The sequence below is a fragment of the Enterobacter sp. AG326 genome, assembly GCF_004362415.1.
Classification (GTDB): Bacteria; Pseudomonadota; Gammaproteobacteria; order Enterobacterales; family Enterobacteriaceae; genus Enterobacter; species Enterobacter asburiae.
In genome coordinates this window covers 143,292-163,915 of record NZ_SNXG01000001.1, presented here as the reverse complement: position 1 = coordinate 163,915, position 20,624 = coordinate 143,292, and the positions used below count along the sequence as shown (strand labels likewise).

General features: G+C 59.7%; 17 protein-coding genes and 1 pseudogene. 6 read left to right on the top strand and 12 right to left on the bottom strand.

Translation table 11 applies throughout. From position 1 onward, the window contains the following. Window positions 1-73: 73 nt before the first annotated feature. From paaK to paaA, 11 genes are read right to left on the bottom strand one after another with little or no spacing between them, the layout of a single operon-like run. On the bottom strand, window positions 74-1,390 hold the full coding sequence (gene paaK / locus DFO52_RS00775; protein WP_047647866.1) for a phenylacetate--CoA ligase PaaK: 1,317 nt from the start codon (window positions 1,388-1,390) through the stop codon (window positions 74-76). A gap of 27 nt (window positions 1,391-1,417) precedes the next feature. Next, window positions 1,418-2,623 (bottom strand): 3-oxoadipyl-CoA thiolase, encoded by a 1,206-nt coding sequence (pcaF, locus tag DFO52_RS00770; protein ID WP_047647867.1) that lies wholly within the window; start codon window positions 2,621-2,623, stop codon window positions 1,418-1,420. Continuing rightward, window positions 2,616-3,044: a hydroxyphenylacetyl-CoA thioesterase PaaI gene (gene paaI, locus DFO52_RS00765; RefSeq protein WP_047647868.1), complete on the bottom strand. Its 429-nt coding sequence runs from the start codon at window positions 3,042-3,044 to the stop codon at window positions 2,616-2,618. The genes pcaF and paaI overlap by 8 nt, the downstream gene beginning before the upstream one ends. Further along, window positions 3,034-4,458, bottom strand: coding sequence for a 3-hydroxyacyl-CoA dehydrogenase PaaH (gene paaH, locus DFO52_RS00760; protein ID WP_133548809.1), 1,425 nt, complete (start codon window positions 4,456-4,458; stop codon window positions 3,034-3,036). Before paaH ends, paaI begins: the two co-directional genes overlap by 11 nt. A 1-nt stretch (window position 4,459) precedes the next feature. Beyond that, a complete protein-coding gene (gene paaG / locus DFO52_RS00755; protein WP_133548807.1) occupies window positions 4,460-5,248 on the bottom strand; it encodes a 2-(1,2-epoxy-1,2-dihydrophenyl)acetyl-CoA isomerase PaaG in 789 nt (262 codons plus the stop codon). Continuing rightward, entirely contained in the window at window positions 5,248-6,015 is a 768-nt protein-coding gene (paaF, locus tag DFO52_RS00750; RefSeq protein WP_133548805.1) for a 2,3-dehydroadipyl-CoA hydratase PaaF, read from the bottom strand. Before paaF ends, paaG begins: the two co-directional genes overlap by 1 nt. Beyond that, entirely contained in the window at window positions 6,012-7,082 is a 1,071-nt protein-coding gene (gene paaE / locus DFO52_RS00745) for a 1,2-phenylacetyl-CoA epoxidase subunit PaaE (protein WP_133548803.1), read from the bottom strand. The genes paaF and paaE overlap by 4 nt, the downstream gene beginning before the upstream one ends. 7 nt (window positions 7,083-7,089) lie before the next feature. Next, complete coding sequence (paaD, locus tag DFO52_RS00740; RefSeq protein ID WP_133548801.1) at window positions 7,090-7,587, bottom strand: 1,2-phenylacetyl-CoA epoxidase subunit PaaD; 498 nt, start codon at window positions 7,585-7,587, stop codon at window positions 7,090-7,092. A gap of 11 nt (window positions 7,588-7,598) precedes the next feature. Then, window positions 7,599-8,345: a 1,2-phenylacetyl-CoA epoxidase subunit PaaC gene (gene paaC / locus DFO52_RS00735; RefSeq protein ID WP_133548799.1), complete on the bottom strand. Its 747-nt coding sequence runs from the start codon at window positions 8,343-8,345 to the stop codon at window positions 7,599-7,601. An 8-nt stretch (window positions 8,346-8,353) separates the two neighbouring features. Then, window positions 8,354-8,641 (bottom strand): 1,2-phenylacetyl-CoA epoxidase subunit PaaB, encoded by a 288-nt coding sequence (gene paaB, locus DFO52_RS00730; protein ID WP_003857353.1) that lies wholly within the window; start codon window positions 8,639-8,641, stop codon window positions 8,354-8,356. An 11-nt stretch (window positions 8,642-8,652) separates the two neighbouring features. After that, window positions 8,653-9,582, bottom strand: coding sequence for a 1,2-phenylacetyl-CoA epoxidase subunit PaaA (gene paaA, locus DFO52_RS00725; protein WP_243737930.1), 930 nt, complete (start codon window positions 9,580-9,582; stop codon window positions 8,653-8,655). Between the two features lie 284 nt (window positions 9,583-9,866). On the opposite strand from paaA, the gene paaZ reads away from it, so the two are divergent. From paaZ to DFO52_RS00705, 4 genes and pseudogenes are all read left to right on the top strand, one after another. Further along, entirely contained in the window at window positions 9,867-11,909 is a 2,043-nt protein-coding gene (gene paaZ, locus DFO52_RS00720) for a phenylacetic acid degradation bifunctional protein PaaZ (protein WP_133548797.1), read from the top strand. Window positions 11,910-12,509: 600 nt separating this feature from the next. Further along, window positions 12,510-14,786, top strand: a complete 2,277-nt coding sequence (tynA, locus tag DFO52_RS00715) for a primary-amine oxidase (RefSeq protein ID WP_133548795.1) — start codon at window positions 12,510-12,512, stop codon at window positions 14,784-14,786. Between the two features lie 168 nt (window positions 14,787-14,954). Next, window positions 14,955-16,928, top strand: a pseudogene (locus DFO52_RS00710) (alkyl sulfatase dimerization domain-containing protein). Between the two features lie 72 nt (window positions 16,929-17,000). Continuing rightward, window positions 17,001-18,107, top strand: coding sequence for a GGDEF domain-containing protein (locus tag DFO52_RS00705; RefSeq protein ID WP_133548793.1), 1,107 nt, complete (start codon window positions 17,001-17,003; stop codon window positions 18,105-18,107). A 9-nt stretch (window positions 18,108-18,116) separates the two neighbouring features. Here the strand turns inward: DFO52_RS00705 and DFO52_RS00700 are convergent, their stop codons facing one another. Next, a complete protein-coding gene (locus DFO52_RS00700; RefSeq protein WP_133548791.1) occupies window positions 18,117-19,103 on the bottom strand; it encodes a helix-turn-helix domain-containing protein in 987 nt (328 codons plus the stop codon). A gap of 163 nt (window positions 19,104-19,266) precedes the next feature. On the opposite strand from DFO52_RS00700, the gene DFO52_RS00695 reads away from it, so the two are divergent. Both DFO52_RS00695 and DFO52_RS00690 read left to right on the top strand, forming a co-directional pair. Continuing rightward, complete coding sequence (locus DFO52_RS00695) at window positions 19,267-19,989, top strand: alpha/beta hydrolase (protein ID WP_243737939.1); 723 nt, start codon at window positions 19,267-19,269, stop codon at window positions 19,987-19,989. Next, the gene (locus DFO52_RS00690) at window positions 19,986-20,600 is read left to right on the top strand and encodes an NAD(P)H-dependent oxidoreductase (RefSeq protein WP_133548787.1); all 615 of its coding nucleotides are present in this window, start codon (window positions 19,986-19,988) and stop codon (window positions 20,598-20,600) included. The genes DFO52_RS00695 and DFO52_RS00690 overlap by 4 nt, the downstream gene beginning before the upstream one ends. Window positions 20,601-20,624: the final 24 nt, after the last annotated feature.

Sequence of the window (20,624 nt, the reverse complement as noted above, 5' to 3'; positions counted from 1 at the left end):
CTAACCCTCTCCCAAAGGGAGAGGGTACTTTTTACACCCTCTCCCTTTGGGAGAGGGCTGGGGTGAGGGAAACTCAACCGTTGGCCGCAACTTTACGTAAGTCAAACACCCGACAGGCTTTCCCCTCCGAGCGCGGGATGCTGCCGCAGTTCACGATCGTCACGTCGGTGGAAATCCCCACCATCGACTTAATGCGGTGGCGCAGCTGGTGGCACACCTGACAGCGCTGCTCGTGCGTCAGGGTTAAGCTGCTCTCTTTCAGCTCCACCTTCACGGAAAGTGAATCAAGATGCCCGCGACGGTTCACCTCCAGCTGGTAGTGCGGAGAAAGGTGTTCGAACTTCACGATCTCCTCTTCCAGCTGCGACGGGAAGACGTTGACGCCGCGGATGATCAGCATGTCGTCACTGCGCCCGCTGATCCGGTCCATACGACGCATGCTTCGCGCGGTGGCAGGCAGCAGGCGCGTCAGGTCGCGGGTGCGGTAGCGGATCACCGGCAGCGCCTCTTTGGTCAGCGTGGTGAACAGCAGTTCGCCCTGCTGCCCGTCATCCAGCGGCGTGCCGTCGTTCGGGTTAACGATCTCCGGGTAGAAGTGATCTTCCCAGATGGTTGGGCCGTCGACGGTTTCGATACACTCCATCGCCACGCCCGGCCCCATCACTTCGGAAAGACCATAGATATCCAGCGCGGTAATGCCTAAGCGTTTTTCGATTTCGCGACGCATGGCCTGCGTCCACGGCTCGGCGCCGAAGACGCCCACGCGCAGGGAACAGCCGCTGGCATCACCGCCCATCTGGCGCTCCAGCTCCTCAATCAGGTTGAGGCAGTAGGACGGCGTTACCATGATCATATCCGGCTGGAAATCACGGATCAGCTGCGCCTGTTTCTCCGTCTGGCCGCCGGACATCGGGATCACCGTCGCGCCTAAACGCTCGGCACCGTAGTGCGCGCCCAGTCCGCCGGTAAACAGGCCGTAGCCATACGCCACGTGAATTTTGTCCTTAGCGCTGCCGCCCGCCGCGCGCAGGGAGCGGGCCACCAGATTGGCCCAGTTGTCGATGTCGCCCTGCGTGTAGCCGACAACGGTCGGTTTGCCGGTGGTGCCGGATGACGCATGAATACGCACCACCTGCTCCATCGGCACGGCAAAGGTATCGAAAGGATAATTATCCCGCAGGTCCTGCTTGGTGGTGCACGGGAATTTGCGGATATCCGCCAGCTCTTTGAAATCGTCAGGGTGAACGCCCGCGGCGTCAAACTTGCGTTTGTACATCGGAACGTTGTTGTAGGCGTGATGCAGCGTCCATTTCAGACGCTCGGTCTGCAGCGCCTGTAACTCGTCAAGGGAGGCCGTTTCAATCGGATCAAGCTTTGTTGTATTTGTCATTGTAGGGTACTCACATTGTTTTTATGCTCAAACACGCTCAAGGATCATGGCAATGCCCTGACCCACACCGATGCACATCGTACACAGCGCGTAGCGCCCGCCGCGTCGGTGCAGTTCGTTGCTCGCGGCCAGCGCCAGTCTGGCACCGCTCATTCCCAGCGGGTGGCCCAGCGCAATCGCGCCACCGTTCGGGTTGACGTGCGCGGCATCATCCGGCAGGCCCAGCTGACGCAGCACGCCCAGCGCCTGCGAGGCGAAAGCTTCGTTAAGCTCGATCACGTCCATATCGTTAATACTGAGTCCGGCGCGCTCCAGCACCTTACGGGTAGCGGGTACCGGGCCGAGCCCCATCAGACGAGGCTCCACGCCTGCCGTCGCCATCGCTACGATCCGCGTGCGCGGGACTAGCCCCTGCGCCAGCACCATCTTCTCGCTGGCGACGATCAGCGCCGCAGCGCCGTCGTTGACCCCAGAGGCATTTCCCGCCGTAACCACCCCGTTCTTACGAAACGGCGTTTTCAGACCGGCAAGCTGCTCGAGCGTGGTGTCCGCGCGCGGATGTTCATCCACGCAGAACTCAGTGACCGTCCCTTTTTTGCCCGGCACCGGTACCGGCACAATCTCCTGCGCCAGAATGCCGTTCTGCTGCGCCTGCGCGGTACGCTGCTGGCTGCGCAGCGCGAACGCGTCCTGATCGGCACGGCTGATATTTAACAATTCAGCTACATTCTCTGCCGTTTCCGGCATACTGTCAGTTCCGAATTGCTGATGCATGAGCGGATTCACAAATCGCCAGCCGATGGTGGTATCAAAGATTTCCGCCTGACGCTGAAACGCGGCGGTGGCTTTGCCCATCACAAACGGCGCGCGCGACATCGACTCCACGCCGCCCGCGATCAGCAGGTCGCCATCGCCCGCCTTAATGGCGCGCGCCGCAAACCCAATCGCGTCCAGCCCCGACCCGCACAGGCGGTTAATGGTGGTTCCGGACACCGTCTGCGGCAGACCGGCGAGCAGGGACGACATGCGCGCCACGTTGCGGTTATCTTCCCCCGCCTGGTTGGCGCAGCCGAAAATCACGTCGTCGATCCGCTCGAGGTCGAGCTGGGGATAGCGGGCCAGCAGCGCGCGCAGCGGCACGGCACCGAGATCGTCGGTTCGGACTGCGGCAAGCGCGCCGCCGTAGCGCCCCACCGGGGTTCGAACGCCATCACAAATAAATGCGTCACGCATCTGCCTCTCCTGTCACGCTGCCGCCGATGCGGTGAGATTTCCCGCGAAAAAGGGCGACGGTTTTCTGTTGTTGGTTCTGGATTTCAATGTCGTACACGCCGGTCAGCCTACCCTGGTGCATCACCCGCGCGGTGGCGGTGAGCGTGTCCCCGGCAAAGCCCGGACGCAGAAAATCAATCGAGCAGCCAGAGGCTACCGCCGCCAGCCCCTGGCTGTTGCAGGCGTAGGCAAAGGCGGTGTCTGCCAGCGAAAAAAGCTGTCCGCCGTGGCAGGTTTTGTGGCCGTTAAGCATCTGCGGAGTGATGGTCATGGTCACCACCGCGTAGCCTTCATCCATGTCGACAATGTCCATCCCCATCGCCTGCGCGCAGGCGTCCCGTTCGTACATCGCGCGTGCGTTATGCCAGGCGTTATGACTCATAGCTACTCTCCAGAAGCGCGCGCTGGCGCAGCAGTGAACAGGGGCGATAGCGCTCTTCGCCGTAATGACGCTGCAGGTTCTCCAGCAGCGTCAGCAGCCGCTGCCAGCCCAGTCGCTCGCCCCAGGCGATCGGCCCGCTCGGGTAGTTCACGCCCAGGCGCATGGCAGTGTCGATGTCCTTCTCGCTGGCGACCCCTTTTTGCAGGGCATCCAGCGCTTCGTTGGCAATCATCGCCAGCGTGCGCCAGACCAGCAGGCCGGGATAATCGGCAATCTGCACCACCCGGTTACCCTGCTGCTGCAGGTAGCGGATGACCTTTTGCGTCGCGGTGTGCGGGTTGCTGGCGGCCGCTGCAATCACCGCCACGTCGCGCTCAATGCGGTCCACCACCACCACCGCGCCGTTGAGCCGCAGCGCCAGCGCCTGAGCGGTTTCGCCCTGCGTTTCAATCAGATATACATCATCAATTTCGGTGACACCGTCACGTCTTTTTTCCACGCGCATCGGACTGTAGCTGTCGTTGACGGCCAGCATCCACTGCACGGCGGGTTTGTCACCCTGCCAGTCGTAGACGCCCTTCCCGCTCTTTTTGCCCAGCCTTCCTGCCAGCACCAGCTCCTGCTGGACCAGCGAAGGCAGAAAACGACGCTCCTGCCAGAAGGCGTTAAACACCGAGCAGGTCACCGCGAAATTCACGTCCTGACCAATCATGTCGGTCAGCTCCAGCGGCCCCATCGGGAAACCGCCGCCTTCGCGCAGGGCGGCATCAATCACCTCCGGCGGCGCGACCTGCTCTTCCAGCGCGCGCCAGGCTTCGGAATAGAACGGACGGGCGACGCGGTTGACGATGAACCCCGGCGTTGAGTGGCAGCGAACGGGCTGTTTGCCCCAGTTCAGCGCCAGCTCGCACAGCGCGTCGGCCACTTCCGGAGAGGTCGCCAGCCCGCTGACTACCTCTACAAGCTTCATCACCGGCGCCGGGTTGAAGAAATGCAGCCCTGCGACGCGCTCCGGGTGGTGGACGTCCGCCGCAATCGCCGTAACGGAGATGGATGAGGTATTACTGGTCAGCACCGTCTGCGGCGGGCAGATCTCAGCCAGCTGTGCAAACAGCGCCTTTTTCACCTCCAGACGCTCGGAGGCCGCTTCAATGACCAGATCGGCCGCGGAGAGCGCCTCGATATCCGTGACCGAAACCAGCCGGGCGAGGATCTGGCTCCCGGCATCGGCGGAGAGTTTTCCGCGCGTCACCCGGGAGGCCAGACGCTGGCGGATCCCGTCGATGGCGCGCGATATCGCGTCGCTGGAGATGTCGTAGATCAGAACCTGATGACCATGGCTGGCGGCGACTTCGGCAATCCCTGCGCCCATCGTGCCGCTGCCAATCACGGCGACAGTGCGTATGTTCAGCATCTTATTTCCCCGTAAAGTTCGGCGCGCGCTTCGCCAGGAAGGCGCTGACGCCCTCGCGGTAATCGTCGCTGCGTCCGGCCAGACGCTGATAGTCGCGCTCCAGATCGAGCTGGGCGTCCAGAGTATTGGTTTCCGCGGCGTTGATGGCCTGCTTGATCAGTCCCAGCCCGAAGGTCGGCTGAGAGGCAAAATGCAGCGCCATCTGCTGCGCCGTAGTGGAGAGCTGTTCGTCATCCACCACCTGCCAGATCATCCCCCACGCCTGCGCCCGTTCGGCGCTGAGTTTGTCGCCGAGCAGCGCCAGCCCCATGGCGCGGGCGCGTCCGGCCACGCGCGGCAGCAGCCATGTGCCGCCGCAGTCCGGCACCAGGCCGAGCTTGCTGAAGGCCATCACGAAGTTGGCCGAACGCGCGGCAATCACCATGTCGCACCCCAGCGCCAGCGTGGCCCCCGCGCCGGCCGCCACGCCGTTAACGGCGCAAATGACCGGTTTCGGCAGCTTTGCCAGGCGGCGTACCAGCGGGTTATAGAAAGTTTCAACGGACATCCCCAGATCCGGCGCCGGGCCGTTGGGGTCAACGTTGCGGTCGTTCAAATCCTGACCGGCGCAAAAGCCGCGTCCGGCCCCGGTGATCAGCAGGCAGCGAACGGTGTCATCCCGCTCGGCCTGCTTCAGGCACTCGGCAAGCTGCTGGTGCATCACGTCGTTAAAGCTGTTCAGACGCTCCGGACGGTTCAGCGTAATGGTCATTACGCCCTGCTCAACATGACTGAGAATAAATTCCACAATTAGCGTCCTTTAAAGTCGGGGGTGCGTTTTTGTAAGAAGGCGTCGATGCCTTCCCGGCGGTCTTCGGTGGCAGAAAGCAGCGTAAACAGCTGGCGCTCCTGGGCCAGACCGGCCTGGAGCGGCACCTCCTGAGACTGGCGCAGCGCCTGTTTCGCCGCCTGCAGCGCCAGCGGAGAGTGGCGCGCCATCAGCGCCGCCTGCTTCAGGGCATACTCCAGCGTCAGCGCTGCCGGGAACACGTCGCTCACCAGCCCGGCGCTCAGCGCCTGCTGCGCGGAGATACTCTCGCCGGTCAGAACCATTTTGCTGGCAAGGGATTTACCGACGCTGCGGATAAGACGCTGGGTGCCGCCCGCGCCGGGCATAATGCCCAGCGTGATTTCCGGCAGGCCAAAACGGGCGTTATCGCCAGCAATGACCACGTCGCACAGCAGCGCCAGCTCGCAGCCTGCGCCCAGCGCGAAGCCGTTCACGGCGGCGATCAGCGGTTTGCTGAACGCGTTAACGCGCGCCCACAGCTGCGGGCGGATATCATTCAGGGTAGCGGGCAGGTCTTTCTCTGCCATTTCGTTGAGATCGGCCCCGGCGGCAAAGCAGCGCTCGCTGCCGTAAATCACGCAGACGGAAATGTCAGCATCCACGGCGGCGGCCTCAAGCTGCTCAGCAATCTGGGTTAACAGCGCGTTGTTCAGGGCGTTGCGCGCCGCCGGACGGTTCAGCGTCAGCTGCAGCACGCGGCCATGACGGGTAACAATCAGTTCGCTCATGCCATCCCCTTCGCGTCGAAGTCGACGATCACGTCGGCGGTTAACGGCAGCGACTGGCAGCTCAGCACGTACCCGGCGGCCAGCTCGTCCGGCTCCAGGCTGTAGTTGGTCGCCATATCCACCTTCCCGCGCAGCACTTTGCATTTACAGGTGGCGCACACGCCGCCCTTGCAGGCATACGGGAGATCCGCCCCCTGACGCAGGGCGGCATCCAGGATGCTTTCGTCGTCAGCCGTCAGGGTGATTTCGCGGTCGCGCCCGTCCTGGCGCACGGTCACTTTCTGCCCTTCCGCCTGGACGTGCACCGCGCGTTTAGCGGTGGTCCCCGGGGTGTTAAAGCGCTCAAGGTGAATGGATTTGTCCGGCATCCCCAGCGCCTTCAGCGTCGCTTCGGCGTCGTCCATCATCGCCGACGGACCGCAGATAAACGCCTCGTCGTACTGGCGGAAGTTGATCAGGGTTTTCGCCAGCGCCTGCAGCTTTTCCCCGTCAATGCGGCCAAAGAGCAGATCGCTGTCCAGCCGCTCCTGGCTGAAGATAGAGACCAGCTGCAGCCGCTGCGTGTACTTGTCCTTCAGGTCCGCCAGCGCCTGGCGGAACATCATGCTCTGGCTGCTGCGGTTGCCGTAGATCAGGGTGAACTGGCTGTTGGGTTCGGTTGCCAGCGTAGCGGAGATAATCGCCAGCATCGGGGTGATCCCGGAGCCTGCCGCAATCGCCAGATAGTGGCCTTCACGTTCAGCCCGCGGCTGGTAGCCAAACTGACCCTGAGGAACCATTACCTCCAGGGCCATACCCGCTTTGATCTCATCCCGCGCATAGCGGGAAAAGCGGCCGCCGTCGATGGCTTTGACCGCCACGCTGATTTCGCCCGGGGCGGTACTCCGGCAGATGGAGTAGCAGCGGCGCAGCTCGTCCCCGTCAAGCTTCGTTTTTAACGTCAGGTGCTGGCCGGGGCGGAAGCGGTAGGCGTCCTGCAGCGCCTGCGGCACCGCGAACGTGATGGTCACCGCGTCGCGGGTTTCGGGTTCCACTTTTGCCACTGTTAATGAATGAAACGTTGTCATGGCAGCCTCAAATGCATTTGAAATAGTCGAAGGGCTCGCGGCAGGTATTGCAGCGGTAGAGCGCTTTGCAGGCCGTCGAACCAAATTCACTGATAAGCGCGGTGTCGGTGCTGGCGCAGCGCGGGCAGGTCACCTCTGCCGGAACGTGCGCATGGCAGCTATGCCCCACGGGTGGGCTGATGCCGTACGCCCGCAGGCGCTCGCGCGCGTCGGCGGTCATCCAGTCGGTGGTCCAGGCGGGGTCAAGCTGGAGCACAATGTGCACCGGGGTAAAACCGTGAGCGGTCATCGCATCGCGGATCGCCCCCAGCAGGTGTTCCGTTGCCGGACAGCCCGAGTAGGTTGGCGTGAAGCCAATGACCCAGCCTTCCCCCTGCGCCTTCACGCTGCGCACCATGCCTAAATCGGTGATGGTTAACACCGGCACTTCCGGATCGGGGATCTGGCTTAACAGCGCCCAGATCTGCGGAATTTGCGCGGGCGCGATGTCGACGAGGCGTTGCATAGCGTTCTCCTTTACCACTGCTGGCCGGGATACGCGCGCTGGAGATACTGCATCTCCGCCAGCATCGGGCCCAGATGTTCGGTATGCAGCCCCCTCTTGCCCCCGGTGCGGTACGCTACCTCTGCGGGAACCTGCAGGCAGGCTTCATTCAGACCGGCAAACACTTCGCTTTCCCACGGCTGGCGCAGGAGGCGCGGGTCAACCGCCACGCCGGCATCAATCAGCCCCAGCTCGACCTCATCGGCTTCAAACAGCTCCGCCGTAAAACGCCACAGGCTGTCGATAGCCTGCTGCATTTTTTGCGCGGACGTTTCGGTCCCGTCGCCCAGACGCACCAGCCAGCCGCGGCTGAAGCGCAGGTGGTAGCGCGCCTCTTTAATCGCTTTGGCGGCTATGGCCGCAAGCTGACCGTCGCTGCTTTGGGTCAGCCGTTCGTACAGCGCCACGTTCCAGGCATCCATCAGGTACTGGCGGGCAATCGTGTCGGCGAAGCTGCCGTTCGGCTGCTCCACCAGCAGCACGTTGCGGAACTGGCGCTCGTCGCGGCCAAACGCCAGCGTGTCTTCATCGCCCTGGCCTTCCCGCTCCGCGGCATAGCTCAGGAAATTGCGCGCCTGGCCCAGCAGGTCGAGACCGATATTGGCGAGCGCGAGGTCAATTTCCAGCTCCGGCGCGTGGCCGCACCAGGCGCCGAGACGCTGGGAGAGCACCAGACCGTTGTCGCCCAGACGCAGGGCATAGGCAGTCACTGAATTCATTCTTTGCCTCACATATGCTCGATGCCGTCAGGGATGGTGTAGAACGTCGGGTGGCGGTAAACCTTGCTTTCCGCCGGGTCGAAGAATTCGCCGCTCTCTTCCGGCTGGGAGGCGACAATCTCGCTCGCCTTAACCACCCAGATAGAACACCCTTCGCTGCGGCGGGTGTATGCGTCGCGCGCATTTTCCAGCGCCATGCGATCGTCGGCGGCATGCAGACTGCCCACGTGACGGTGAGATAACCCTTGTTTGCTGCGTACGAACACTTCGTACAGCGGCCAGTAGACGTTGCTCATCGTGATTCCTCTTAAGCCACTTTGCGGGCGTGTTGTTTTTCCGCGTGCGCCAGTGCGGCTTCCCGCACCCACGCCCCCTCTTCCCAGGCTTTTCGTTTCGCGGCCAGGCGCTCGTGGTTGCAGATGCCGCGTCCGTTAATCACCTCTTCAAACTCCTGCCAGTCGATCTCGCCGAAGCGGTAGTGACCGCTCTCTTCATCCAAACGCAGGTCGGGATCCGGCACCGTCATGCCCAGCATCTCCACCTGCGGCACCGTGTTGTCGACAAAGCGCTGGCGAAGTTCGTCATTGCCGAAGCGTTTGATTTTCCAGGCCAGGCTGCGGGCGCTGTTCGGCGAGTTGTCGTCGTTCGGCCCGAACATCATCAGCGCGGGCCACCAGAAGCGGTTGATGGCGTCCTGCAGCATCTGACGCTGGGCCTTGCTGCCCTGCGCCAGCGCCATGCAGGCCTCAAAGCCCTGGCGCTGGTGGAAGCTCTCTTCTTTACAGATTTTCACCATCGCCCGGGCATACGGACCGTAGGAGGTCCGGCACAGCGCCACCTGGTTGACGATAGCAGCGCCGTCCACCAGCCAGCCGATCACGCCGATATCGGCCCAGCTCAGGGTCGGATAGTTGAAGATGGAGGAGTATTTCATCCTGCCGTCGAGCATCTTCTGGTAGATGTCTTCCCGCGCGCAGCCCAGCGTTTCCGCCGCGCTGTAGAGGTAGAGCCCGTGCCCGGCTTCGTCCTGCACTTTCGCCAGCAGGATCGCTTTTCGGCGCAGCGTCGGCGCGCGGGCGATCCAGTTCCCCTCCGGCAGCATGCCGACAATTTCGGAATGCGCATGCTGACCAATCTGACGGATCAACGTTTTACGGTAGGCGTCAGGCATCCAGTCCTGAGGCTCAATTGCCGTCTCCTGCGCTATGCGCTGCTCAAACCGTTGTTCTTGCGTCACGTCATCACCTTTATGATTCGTTAGTTTGCAAATTAAAGCGTAATGTTGAATCACTTTGTCTTTTAAAAGTTACACAAAGGTTAAATATAACCCCAAGAATTGTTTCCTGGTTTTGTGATGTTGCTCGCAAGGCTTTTGCTGCACGCCCTGTGCACAGCCGCTTTGCGCGCGGCAATTCATCAGACCGGATCACAATGTTAACAATTCATTAAAACTCAGCTTGATTTTTATGATTCATGATTAAACTATTAATGAGTAAATTACGTAACATTTGGAGATAAGCGATGCAGCAGTTAGCCAGCTTCGTGTCCGGTACCTGGCAGTCTGGCCGGGGCCGCGAACGCACTATTCATCACGCCATCAGTGGCGAAGCGCTGTGGAGCGTGACCAGCGAAGGGCTGGACATGGCGGCCGCCCGTCGCTATGCGATTGAGCGCGGCGGTGAAGCGCTTCACGAGATGACCTTTATCGAACGTGCGGCCATGCTGAAGGCGGTGGCAAAGCACCTGCTTAGCGAGAAAGAGACGTTTTATGCCCTGTCGGCCCAGACGGGCGCGACGAAGGCGGACAGCTGGGTAGATATTGAAGGCGGCATCGGCACCCTCTTCACTTACGCCAGCCTGGGCAGCCGCGAGCTGCCGGATGACACGCTGTGGCCGGAAGATGAGTTAATCCCGCTGTCGAAAGAAGGCGGCTTTGCGGCGCGCCACGTCCTGACCTCAAAATCCGGGGTGGCGGTGCACATCAACGCCTTTAACTTCCCCTGCTGGGGGATGCTGGAAAAGCTGGCGCCGACCTGGCTTGCCGGGATGCCCGCCATCATTAAACCCGCTACCGCTACCGCACAGGTAACGCAGGCGATGGTGAAATCCATCGTCGACAGCGGACTGGTGCCGGACGGTGCCATCAGCCTGATCTGCGGCGGCGCGGGGGATCTGCTCGACCAGCTCGACAGCCAGGACGTCGTGACCTTTACCGGCTCCGCCAGTACAGGGCAAAGCCTGCGCGTGCACCCGAATATCGTGGCGAATTCGATTCCGTTCACCATGGAGGCCGACTCCCTGAACTGCTGCGTGCTGGGGGAAGACGTTACGCCAGACCAGCCGGAGTTTGCGCTGTTCGTCCGGGAAGTCGTCCGCGAGATGACCGCTAAGGCCGGGCAAAAATGTACGGCCATTCGCCGGATTATCGTCCCGCAAAACCAGATTGACGCCGTGAGCCAGGCGCTGATTGCCCGCCTGGAAAAAGTGGTGGTGGGCGACCCGGCGCAGGAAGGGGTGAAGATGGGTGCGCTGGTCAACGCCGAACAGCGCGCGGACGTGCAGGAGAAAGTGGATCAGCTGATCGCTGCAGGCTGCCAGATCCGTCTGGGTGGCAAAGCGGATCTGCAGGCCGCGGGCGCGTTCTTCCCGCCGACCCTGCTGTTCTGCCCGCAGCCGGACGAAAGCCCGGCCGTCCACTCTACCGAAGCCTTCGGCCCGGTGGCAACGCTGATGCCGTATCGCAACGCACGCCACGCGATGCAGCTTGCCCGCGCGGGCGGCGGCAGCCTGGCGGGTACGCTGGTCACCGCAGACCTGGGCATTGCCCGCCAGTTTATTGCCGGTGCGGCGCGCGCCCACGGGCGTATTCAAATCCTTAACGAGGAATCATCCAAAGAGTCTACCGGCCACGGCTCCCCGCTTCCTCAGCTGGTGCACGGCGGCCCGGGCCGCGCGGGCGGCGGCGAAGAGCTGGGCGGCCTGCGCGCGGTGAAGCACTACCTGCAGCGCACCGCTATTCAGGGTAGCCCGACGATGCTGGCGGCCATTGGCAAACAGTGGGTGCGTGGCGCAACGGTGCAGGAAGATCGCGTGCATCCGTTCCGCAAATACTTTGAGGAGCTGCAGCCGGGCGATAGCCTGCTGACGCCGCGCCGCACCCTCACGGAAGCGGACATTGTGAACTTTGCCTGCCTGAGCGGGGACCACTTCTACGCCCATATGGACAAGATCGGCGCGGCAGAGTCGATCTTCGGCGAGCGCGTGGTGCACGGCTACTTCCTGATTTCCGCCGCAGCGGGACTGTTTGTTGATGCGGGCGTCGGGCCAGTCATTGCTAACTACGGCATGGAGAACCTGCGCTTTATCGAGCCGGTTAAGCCGGGCGATACCATTCAGGTGCGTCTGACCTGCAAACGTAAAACGCTGAAGAAACAGCGTACCGCCGAGGAAAAACCGACCGGCGTGGTGGAATGGGCGGTTGAGATCTTCAACCAGCACCAGCAGGCCGTGGCCCTCTACTCCATTCTGACGCTGGTGGCGCGCCAGCAGGGCGAATTCAGCTAACGCCCCTCACCCTGACCCTCTCCCCAAAGGGAGAGGAATCCCAGTAATTTTTTTAACCGGAAGCGATAAATGTTGCTTCAGGAAAATGAATGGCTTACAGCGATGCCCTGGTCCGGCTGTAAATCGCCGAGGCGTTTCCGTAAGGCCGGGGCGAGGCGCAGGGATGCGCCGAGAGGGCGTGGCCTGCAGGGATGCAGGCTCATGCCCGACCCGATAGCCTGAAGGAATAAGCTGAGGGAACCGCGAAGCGGCGATTTACCGCCGGGAGCCCGGGTCGCCAGGGTGGTGGCGACTGAGCCACCCTGGCACGTTCACCGGTCATGTCGTTACAGAGTAGCAAGGAACATAAAGTGAACGGAATGACCACTACAGCCGTATGTTCCCCCTCACCCCAGCCCTCTCCCTCAAGGGAGAGGGGGTCGCCTGTGCTGACATCATTTGTGGGGAGAGGAAATGGCCCGGCATGTGATGTATCCCCGCTCTTTTTTTAACCTGGCAAGACTGACAAATAATCTGGCAGATGCAGGCAAACGCTTTTCTCAGGCGCCTGTCAGGATAAGGCTGTCACAACACAATAAACACAACAAGATGAGGTCTACGATGGGAAGCAATTCTTCTTTTTCTGCCCGTAGAACGGCGCTGGCCATGGCCGTTGCGCTGTGTTGCGCCTGGCAATCCCCTGTTTTCGCCCACGGCAGCGAGGCGCATATGGTCCCGATGGACAAAACGCTGCAGGACTTTGGCGCGGACGTTCAGTGGGATGATTACGCACAGATGTTCACCATTGCAAAAGACGGTGCCTTTGTGAAGGTTAAACCGGGCGCAAAAACCGCCATCGTCAACGGTAAAACCCTCAGGCTTGAGGTGCCGGTGGTGATGAAAGGCAAGAAAGCCTTTATTTCCGATACCTTTATCAACGATGTTTTCCAGTCCGGTCTTGACCAGACCTTCCAGGTAGAAAAACGCCCTCACCCGTTAAACGCGCTAACGGCGGACGAAATTAAGCAGGCCGTTGAGATTGTGAAAACCTCGGCGGACTTTAAACCGAATACCCGCTTTACCCAGATCGCCCTGGCAGAGCCCGAGAAAGCCAAAGTGTGGGACTTTGTGCTTAACGGTACGGCAGTGGATGCCCCTCGCCAGGCGAAGATCGTCATGCTCGATGGCAAGCACGTTATCGAAAGCGTGGTGGACCTGAAGGATAAAAAAATCCTGCGTTGGGAACCGGTGAAAGACGCGCACGGCATGGTGCTGCTGGATGATTTCACCGCGGTTCAGCAGATCATTAACGAAAGTACCGAGTTCGCCGAGGTGCTTAAAAAACACGGCATCACCGACCCGAAAAAAGTGATTACCACGCCGCTGACCGTCGGCTATTTCGACGGTAAAGACGGCCTGAAGCAGGAAGATCGCCTGCTGAAGGTGGTGAGCTATCTGGACGTGGGCGACGGCAACTACTGGGCGCACCCGATTGAAAACCTGGTGGCCGTGGTCGATCTTGAACAGAAAAAGATCCAGAAGATTGAAGAAGGCGCCGTTGTTCCGGTTCCCATGACCCCGCGTCCCTATGATGGCCGCGACCGCGTTGAGACGCCGAAAAAACCGCTCAACATCACCGAGCCGGAAGGCAAGAACTACACCATCACCGGCGATATGGTGCACTGGCAGAACTGGGATTTCCACCTGAGCCTGGACTCCCGCGTCGGCCCGATGATTTCAACCGTCACGTATAACGACAACGGCAAAAAGCGCCAGATTATGTATCAGGGGTCGCTCGGCGGCATGATCGTCCCTTACGGCGATCCGGACGTGGGCTGGTACTTTAAAGCCTATCTCGACTCCGGCGACTACGGTATGGGCACCCTGACCTCACCGCTGGTACGCGGTAAAGACGTGCCGTCCAACGCCGTGATGCTCAATGAAACTATCCCGGATTACACCGGCGCGCCGATGGAGATCCCGCGCGCGATCGCCATTTTCGAACGCTACGCGGGGCCGGAATACAAACATCAGGAGATGGGCCAGCCAAACGTCAGCACCGAGCGCCGCGAGCTGGTGGTGCGCTGGGTGAGTACCGTGGGCAACTACGATTACATCTTCGACTGGGTGTTTCATGAAAATGGCACCATCGGCATTGATGCCGGCGCGACGGGTATCGAAGCGGTGAAAGGCGTTCAGGCGAAAACCATGCACGACGCCACCGCAAAAGACGACACCAAATACGGCACGCTGATCGACCATAACATCGTGGGCACCACCCACCAGCACATCTACAACTTCCGTCTTGATATGGACGTGGACGGCATCAACAACAAGCTGGTGGCGATGGATCCGGAAGTGAAGCCGAATACCGCCGGGGGCCCGCGCACCAGCACCATGCAGATCAATCAGTACGATATTGATACCGAGCAGCAGGCGGCGCAGAAGTTCGACCCGGGCACCATTCGACTGCTGAGCAACACAAGTAAAGAGAACCGCATGGGCAACCCGGTCTCGTACCAGATTATCCCTTACGCGGGGGGGACGCACCCGGTGGCGACCGGGGCGAAATTTGCCCCGGACGAGTGGATTTACCATCGCCTGAGCTTTATGGACAAACAGCTGTGGGTGACCCGTTACCACCCGGATGAGCTCTACCCTGAAGGGAAATTCCCGAACCGCTCCGTACACGACACGGGCCTCGGACAGTACAGCAAGGATAACGAGTCGCTCAACGATCAGGATGACGTGGTCTGGATGACCACCGGCACCACCCACGTCGCCCGCGCGGAGGAGTGGCCGATTATGCCGACGGAATGGGTACATACCCTGCTTAAACCGTGGAACTTCTTCGATGAGACGCCAACGCTCGGGAAGAAGAAAGACGAACAGAAATAAATAACGTACCGGGCGCAATGCCCGGTTTTTCATCCATTTACTTGCTGAATACCACTCCCCGATTATAGTTATTTCTACCTCGTTTATTTCCCTTGCATTTCTTGAACCACTTTCAGCCAGGACGCGAATTTTCCACAAGCGACGTAATACATCACTGAGAGGTTTAGGATGAAATTCAATTTGATCGTCAGGAGTCTTGCTCTGGCTGGACTTGTTATTTCCGTCAGTTCCGCGTATGCCGCAGAAGCCCCGAAGGATGCCACGGCAGCAACGCAACAAGCCAATAACGCCCTCTTTAATCAGCTGCCTTTCTCCGACAACACCGATTTTACGAACGCCCACAAAGGCTTTATTGCACCGATTCCTCAGGAAATTATCAAATGGGAACAAGGGAATATCATCTGGGATCCACAGTAATATTCGTTTATTAAAGAAGGCGATAAAGCACCGGACTCCGTTAATCCCAGCTTATGGCGTCAATCTCAGCTGATTAATATTAGCGGCCTGTTTGAAGTCACCGACGGCGTATATCAGATCCGAAATCTTGACCTGTCAAATATGACCATCATTGAAGGGAAAGAAGGTATTACCGTGGTTGACCCGCTGGTGTCGGCAGAAACGGCGAAGGTCGGGATGGATCTCTATTTTAAAAATCGCGGCAAGAAGCCTGTCGTCGCCATTATTTATACCCACAGCCACGTTGACCACTATGGCGGCGTGCGCGGCGTGGTGGATGAAGCCGACGTGAAGTCCCGCAAAGTGAAGGTCTACGCGCCAGCCGGGTTTATGGAAGCGGCCGTTGCCGAGAATATCATGGCGGGCAACGTGATGAGCCGCCGCGCCAGCTATATGTATGGCAACCTGCTGAAGCCCGATGCCAAAGGTCAGGTGGGTGCCGGTCTTGGAACAACGACCTCCGCCGGGACGGTCACGCTGATTGCCCCGACTAACATCATAGAGAAAGACGGGCAGAAAGAGGTTATCGACGGCCTGACCTATAATTTTATGCTCGCACCGGGATCCGAAGCGCCATCGGAAATGCTCTGGTATATCGAAGAGAAAAAACTGATTGAATCCGCTGAGGACGTGACCCATACCCTGCACAACACCTACTCTCTGCGCGGGGCCAAAATCCGCGAGCCGCTGCCGTGGTCGAAATACATCAACCAGGCGATTGTGCGCTGGGGTGACAAAGCTGAAATCATCATGGCGCAGCACCACTGGCCGACCTGGGGCAACGAAAACGTCGTCAAGCTGCTGAAAAGCCAGCGCGATCTCTATCGTTACATCAACGACCAGACGCTGCGTATGGCGAACGAAGGGCTGACGCGCGACGAAATCGCCGCTAACTTTAAGCTCCCGGATTCACTGGCGCATACCTGGGCTAACCGCGGCTATTACGGTTCGGTGAGCCATGACGTAAAAGCCACCTATGTGCTGTATCTGGGCTGGTTTGACGGCAACCCGGCAACGCTGGATGAACTCCCGCCTGAAGAAGGCGCGAAGAAATTCGTGGAGTATATGGGCGGCGCGGATGCCATCCTGAACAAGGCGAAAACCGACTTCGACCAGGGGAACTACCGCTGGGTGGCGCAGGTGGTGAGCAAAGTTGTCTTTGCCGATCCAAACAACCAGGCGGCACGCAACCTGGAAGCGGATGCGCTGGAACAGCTTGGCTATCAGGCTGAATCCGGGCCGTGGCGTAACTTCTACCTGACCGGCGCGCAGGAGCTGCGTAACGGCGTGGTGAAAGGGCCAACGCCGAACACCGCCAGCCCGGATACGGTGCGCGCGATGACGCCGGAGATGTTCTTTGACTATCTGGCTGTCCATATCAACGGACAAAAAGGGGGTGACGCCAAATCGGTGTTTAACATCGATCTGGGCAGCGATGGCGGGAAGTACAAACTCGAGCTGGAAAACGGCGTGCTGAACCACACGGCGAACGCAGAAGCAAAAGATGCGGACGCGACGCTGACGCTTAACCGTGACACCCTGAATAAAATCATCCTCAAGGAGGTGACGCTGAAACAGGCTCAGGACAACGGAAATATTAAAATTACTGGCGACAGCGCGAAACTTGATGCCATGCTTAGCTATATGGACAAGTTTGATTTCTGGTTTAACATTGTGACACCGTAACGGTGCACGCAAAAGGGCGGTTCGTCCGCCCTTTCCTGCTTCACGTGTTAGCCAGAAAGGGTAAAAGCGTCAATGGAAAAAAGAAAAAAACCGACACTTGAACGGGCAACCTGGCCAACGCGCCATGCTATGGTCATGCACGGGCTGGCGATGAACCTGCCGTGGCTGGCCTTCGTGAATATCAGCTTCGCGGTGATGATCCTGCTTCGCCACGTCCTGCTTAATACCAGCGATCCCCTTTATCCCCACTCGCCGCAGCTGACGAGAATAGTCGATGCCTCCATGCTCGGCATTATCATCCTCTCCGCTGCGCTGATCCTCATGGCCTGGCGACGCATCGCCGGCATCAGCGTGGTGCTGTTTATCTGTAGCGCCATCTGGTCGGTCTCCTGCTTCTGGTTTATCACCCAGCTGCTGCTCCCGCACGTCTGGCCGCTGTGCGTTATTTTATTACTCGCCGGCTTAACGGCGCTCTATTTTTATCCTGAAGGGCTACTCGCCTTTGTGCTCCCGCTCTGGATCACCCTGCCGGTAGCAAGCTGGATACGGAACGATGGCCTCAACCTTCACTTTTTTGTTATCTGGAGCGTCTTTACGCTGATCCTGATCTGCGGGCGTTTCATCCTGCTAAGCTGGTTTGACGAGGCCTGGCGACGTAACCAGCAAAATCAGCTGTTGATCTCCAGACTGGATGCGCTGGCGCATCAGGATCCGTTAACCAAAACCGCCAATCGCCGGAAAATGGAAGTGGTGCTGGAGAACGCGGTTGAGCAGAAAAAAATCTTCTCGGTGATTATGCTGGATATCGACTATTTCAAACGCTACAACGACACCTACGGGCACCAGGCGGGTGACGACTGCCTGACGCGCGTGGCGCGGGTGCTGAAGCAGTCGGTGCGCACGCCTGACGATGTGGTGTCACGCTACGGCGGCGAGGAGTTTGTGGTGATCCTGTTTAACTGTCCGGAAAACATCGCTGAAAAGGTGGCCTTACGCATTCAGGACGGCCTGCGCGCGGAGTCCATACCGCACAGCGCCTCAACCGTTAGCGACCATGTCACCGCGAGCATGGGGATTGCGAGCATGGCGGAAGGGTTAGCGGGCACCGAGATCATCGCCCGCGCCGATACGGCGCTGTATCGGGCGAAGGAGGCCGGGCGGGATCGAGTATGCCGCTGAGAACGGGGGCTATTCCGTTTGACGCCCGGCGATCCACCTGCGGTACTGTCCGGGCGACATTCCCGTCACGCCAGTGAAAGCGCGCCTGAATGCCGTGTCGTCAGCGTAACCGCAAGCGCCGGCAATCTGCGCGATGACGTACCCCGGCTGTTCCAGGAGACGCATCGCCTTTTCAACGCGCATGCGGGTCAAAAAGTTTTTAGGGCTTTCATTCATCTCCTCCGCCATTTTTCGGTGAAGGGTTCGAGTGGTCATATTCAGCGCCCGGGCAAGCTGCTCTACGGTAATCGCCGGATTTACATATCGGACGAGATGTTCCGCTTTCATTATCATCGGATGTACTGAATTTAAAAAACCTGCTGGCGCGTAAACCTGCTGAGACAAAGGCTGGCTGTCAGCCACGGCCATATCGGCCGTCAGACGCGCCAGCGTCTGCCCCGCGTGCAGACGGATGATATGCAGCGCCAGGTCAACCCACGAGAGCGGGCCGCCGGATGTGATAACCCGCGCGTCCTGCACCAGCGCTTTCCCCCAGACGGGTTTGCTGAGCGGATAACGCTGGCGGAAAGTATGGTAAAGCCACCATGTCGTCGTGCATGCCCGGCCATTGAGTACACCCGCCTCGGCGAGAACCAGCCCACCGGCACAGGCTCCCGCAAGCATCGCGCCTTTATCATACTGGTCGCGCAGCCATGCGCCAGCCTCGTGGACCGTCGCCAGCGAGACCGGGCGTTTCTGCTCGTCAAGCTTCATCCCGCAGGCAATCACGAGGTCGAAGGTTCCCCCGGTGACAAAGCTCCCATCGGCCTCGATCGGCCGACCCTGCGCGTCCGGGACCGGCTTTCCTTCCGCCGTGATGATGACCGCCTCAAATGGCGATATGCCCTCGCCGTCCGGCTGCTGGGCAATCACCTCGTTAGCGAGCCAGAACATGTCGCAGAGCCCAGCCACGGCGGATTTCATACTTCCGGGTAACGCTAAAATGCCAATTCTCATGATTCAGGCCTGAGCAGAATGTCTGATTTCGTATGTTAACCGTCATTTCAGACACTACAAACCTCTTTGTGCCTCTCGTTACACTGTGCTTCAACGTCTCTCAGGAAATTACGTCACGCCTATGAAACCGACACGCTTGCCCGTTCTTCTTTCTTTGCTTTGCATGGCTGCATCCCAACCTGTACAGGCGCGGATTAATAACATCATCCTCGTTCACGGTGCCTTTACCGACGGTTCCGTCTGGCAGGAAGTGATAGACCGTTTGCAGACCCGGGGCTACCGCGTCACGGCAGTGCAAAACCCTCTAACCTCGCTGAAGGATGACGTCGCCGCCACGGAGCGTGTCATTGACCGTCAGCAAGGGAACGTGGTCCTTGTCGGCCACTCCTGGGCTGGCGCGGTCATCGCTCAGGCAGGCAATAACCCGAAGGTGAAAAAGCTGGTTTTTCTCTCCGCCCTTGCCCCCGACAGCGGTGAATCGGTCACCTCTCTTCTTACCCGCCTTAACGCCCCGATGGCCGATATGCGCCCGGATAATAATGGGCTGATCTGGCTGGACGATCCCGATGCCTATCAGCGCACGATGGCCAATGACCTGCCTCTTAAACGCGTAAAGCTGCTGACGGCAACGCAGCAGCCCATCGCGGCAAACGCCTTTAGCGAGAAGGTCGAACATGCCGCCTGGCGCGAAAAGCCCTCATGGTATCTGATAACCAAAGACGATCGCGCCCTTTCTCCCGGCGTCCAGCAGCAGCTTGCCGGCGCCATGAACGCCACCGTCCTGCGTATTAAGAGCAGCCATATGTCGATGATTTCCCACCCGGACGCCGTCAGCCAGTTTATCGAACAAGCAACCCAGACCGACGCAAAGGAAACAAAAAAATGAATATCCTGCATATAGATTCAAGCATTAACGGCGAGTTCTCACTTTCACGTCAGCTGACGGCAGAGGTGGTTCGCCAGCTCGCGTCAGATAAGGTGGTTTATCGCGACGTCGTTAAAACCCCCATCGCCCATCTCACCGGCACCGTTGCTGCAGGCTTCCGGCCGCTGCGGATAGCCGCGGACGCTACGGCTGAAGACGTCCGCGAACACGAGCTGTCCGAGGCGCTTGTGAACGAATTTCTCAATAGCGACCTCATCGTGATAGGCGCCCCTATGTATAACTTCTCAGTCTCAACGCAGCTTAAAGCCTGGTTAGATCGACTGGCTCAGCCGGGAAAAACCTTTAGCTATACCCCGACGGGCCCGGTGGGGCATGCGACCGGCAAAAGGATTATCGTCGTTTCCACCCGCGGCGGGATCTATCACGGTACGCCAATCGAAGACATGGATTTTCAGGAGCGATACCTGCAGAAATTTTTTGGCTTTCTGGGCATCGACAGGGTGGAATTCGTTCGTGCGGAAGGGGCAACGCGCGGTGAGGAGATCCGGACTAAAGGCGTTGCGCAGGCGTTTGACGCTATTCCATCGGTCATCGCCGCCTCGCTAAAATAGCCATCGGGCGAAAGCATGCCGGGT

Excerpts from the sequence above, each read along its gene's own strand:
- DFO52_RS00705 (WP_133548793.1), top strand. The coding sequence starts at position 17,001 with ATGGAAAAAAGAAAAAAACCGACACTTGAACGGGCAACCTGGCCAACG.
- pcaF (WP_047647867.1), bottom strand. The coding sequence starts at position 2,623 with ATGCGTGACGCATTTATTTGTGATGGCGTTCGAACCCCGGTGGGGCGC.
- paaD (WP_133548801.1), bottom strand. The coding sequence starts at position 7,587 with ATGCAACGCCTCGTCGACATCGCGCCCGCGCAAATTCCGCAGATCTGG.
- paaH (WP_133548809.1), bottom strand. The coding sequence starts at position 4,458 with ATGCTGAACATACGCACTGTCGCCGTGATTGGCAGCGGCACGATGGGC.
- DFO52_RS00690 (WP_133548787.1), top strand. The coding sequence starts at position 19,986 with ATGAATATCCTGCATATAGATTCAAGCATTAACGGCGAGTTCTCACTT.
- paaF (WP_133548805.1), bottom strand. The coding sequence starts at position 6,015 with ATGAGCGAACTGATTGTTACCCGTCATGGCCGCGTGCTGCAGCTGACG.
- paaI (WP_047647868.1), bottom strand. The coding sequence starts at position 3,044 with ATGAGTCATAACGCCTGGCATAACGCACGCGCGATGTACGAACGGGAC.
- tynA (WP_133548795.1), top strand. The coding sequence starts at position 12,510 with ATGGGAAGCAATTCTTCTTTTTCTGCCCGTAGAACGGCGCTGGCCATG.
- paaC (WP_133548799.1), bottom strand. The coding sequence starts at position 8,345 with ATGAATTCAGTGACTGCCTATGCCCTGCGTCTGGGCGACAACGGTCTG.
- paaK (WP_047647866.1), bottom strand. The coding sequence starts at position 1,390 with ATGACAAATACAACAAAGCTTGATCCGATTGAAACGGCCTCCCTTGAC.
- DFO52_RS00695 (WP_243737939.1), top strand. The coding sequence starts at position 19,267 with ATGGCTGCATCCCAACCTGTACAGGCGCGGATTAATAACATCATCCTC.
- paaB (WP_003857353.1), bottom strand. The coding sequence starts at position 8,641 with ATGAGCAACGTCTACTGGCCGCTGTACGAAGTGTTCGTACGCAGCAAA.
- paaE (WP_133548803.1), bottom strand. The coding sequence starts at position 7,082 with ATGACAACGTTTCATTCATTAACAGTGGCAAAAGTGGAACCCGAAACC.
- DFO52_RS00700 (WP_133548791.1), bottom strand. The coding sequence starts at position 19,103 with ATGAGAATTGGCATTTTAGCGTTACCCGGAAGTATGAAATCCGCCGTG.
- paaZ (WP_133548797.1), top strand. The coding sequence starts at position 9,867 with ATGCAGCAGTTAGCCAGCTTCGTGTCCGGTACCTGGCAGTCTGGCCGG.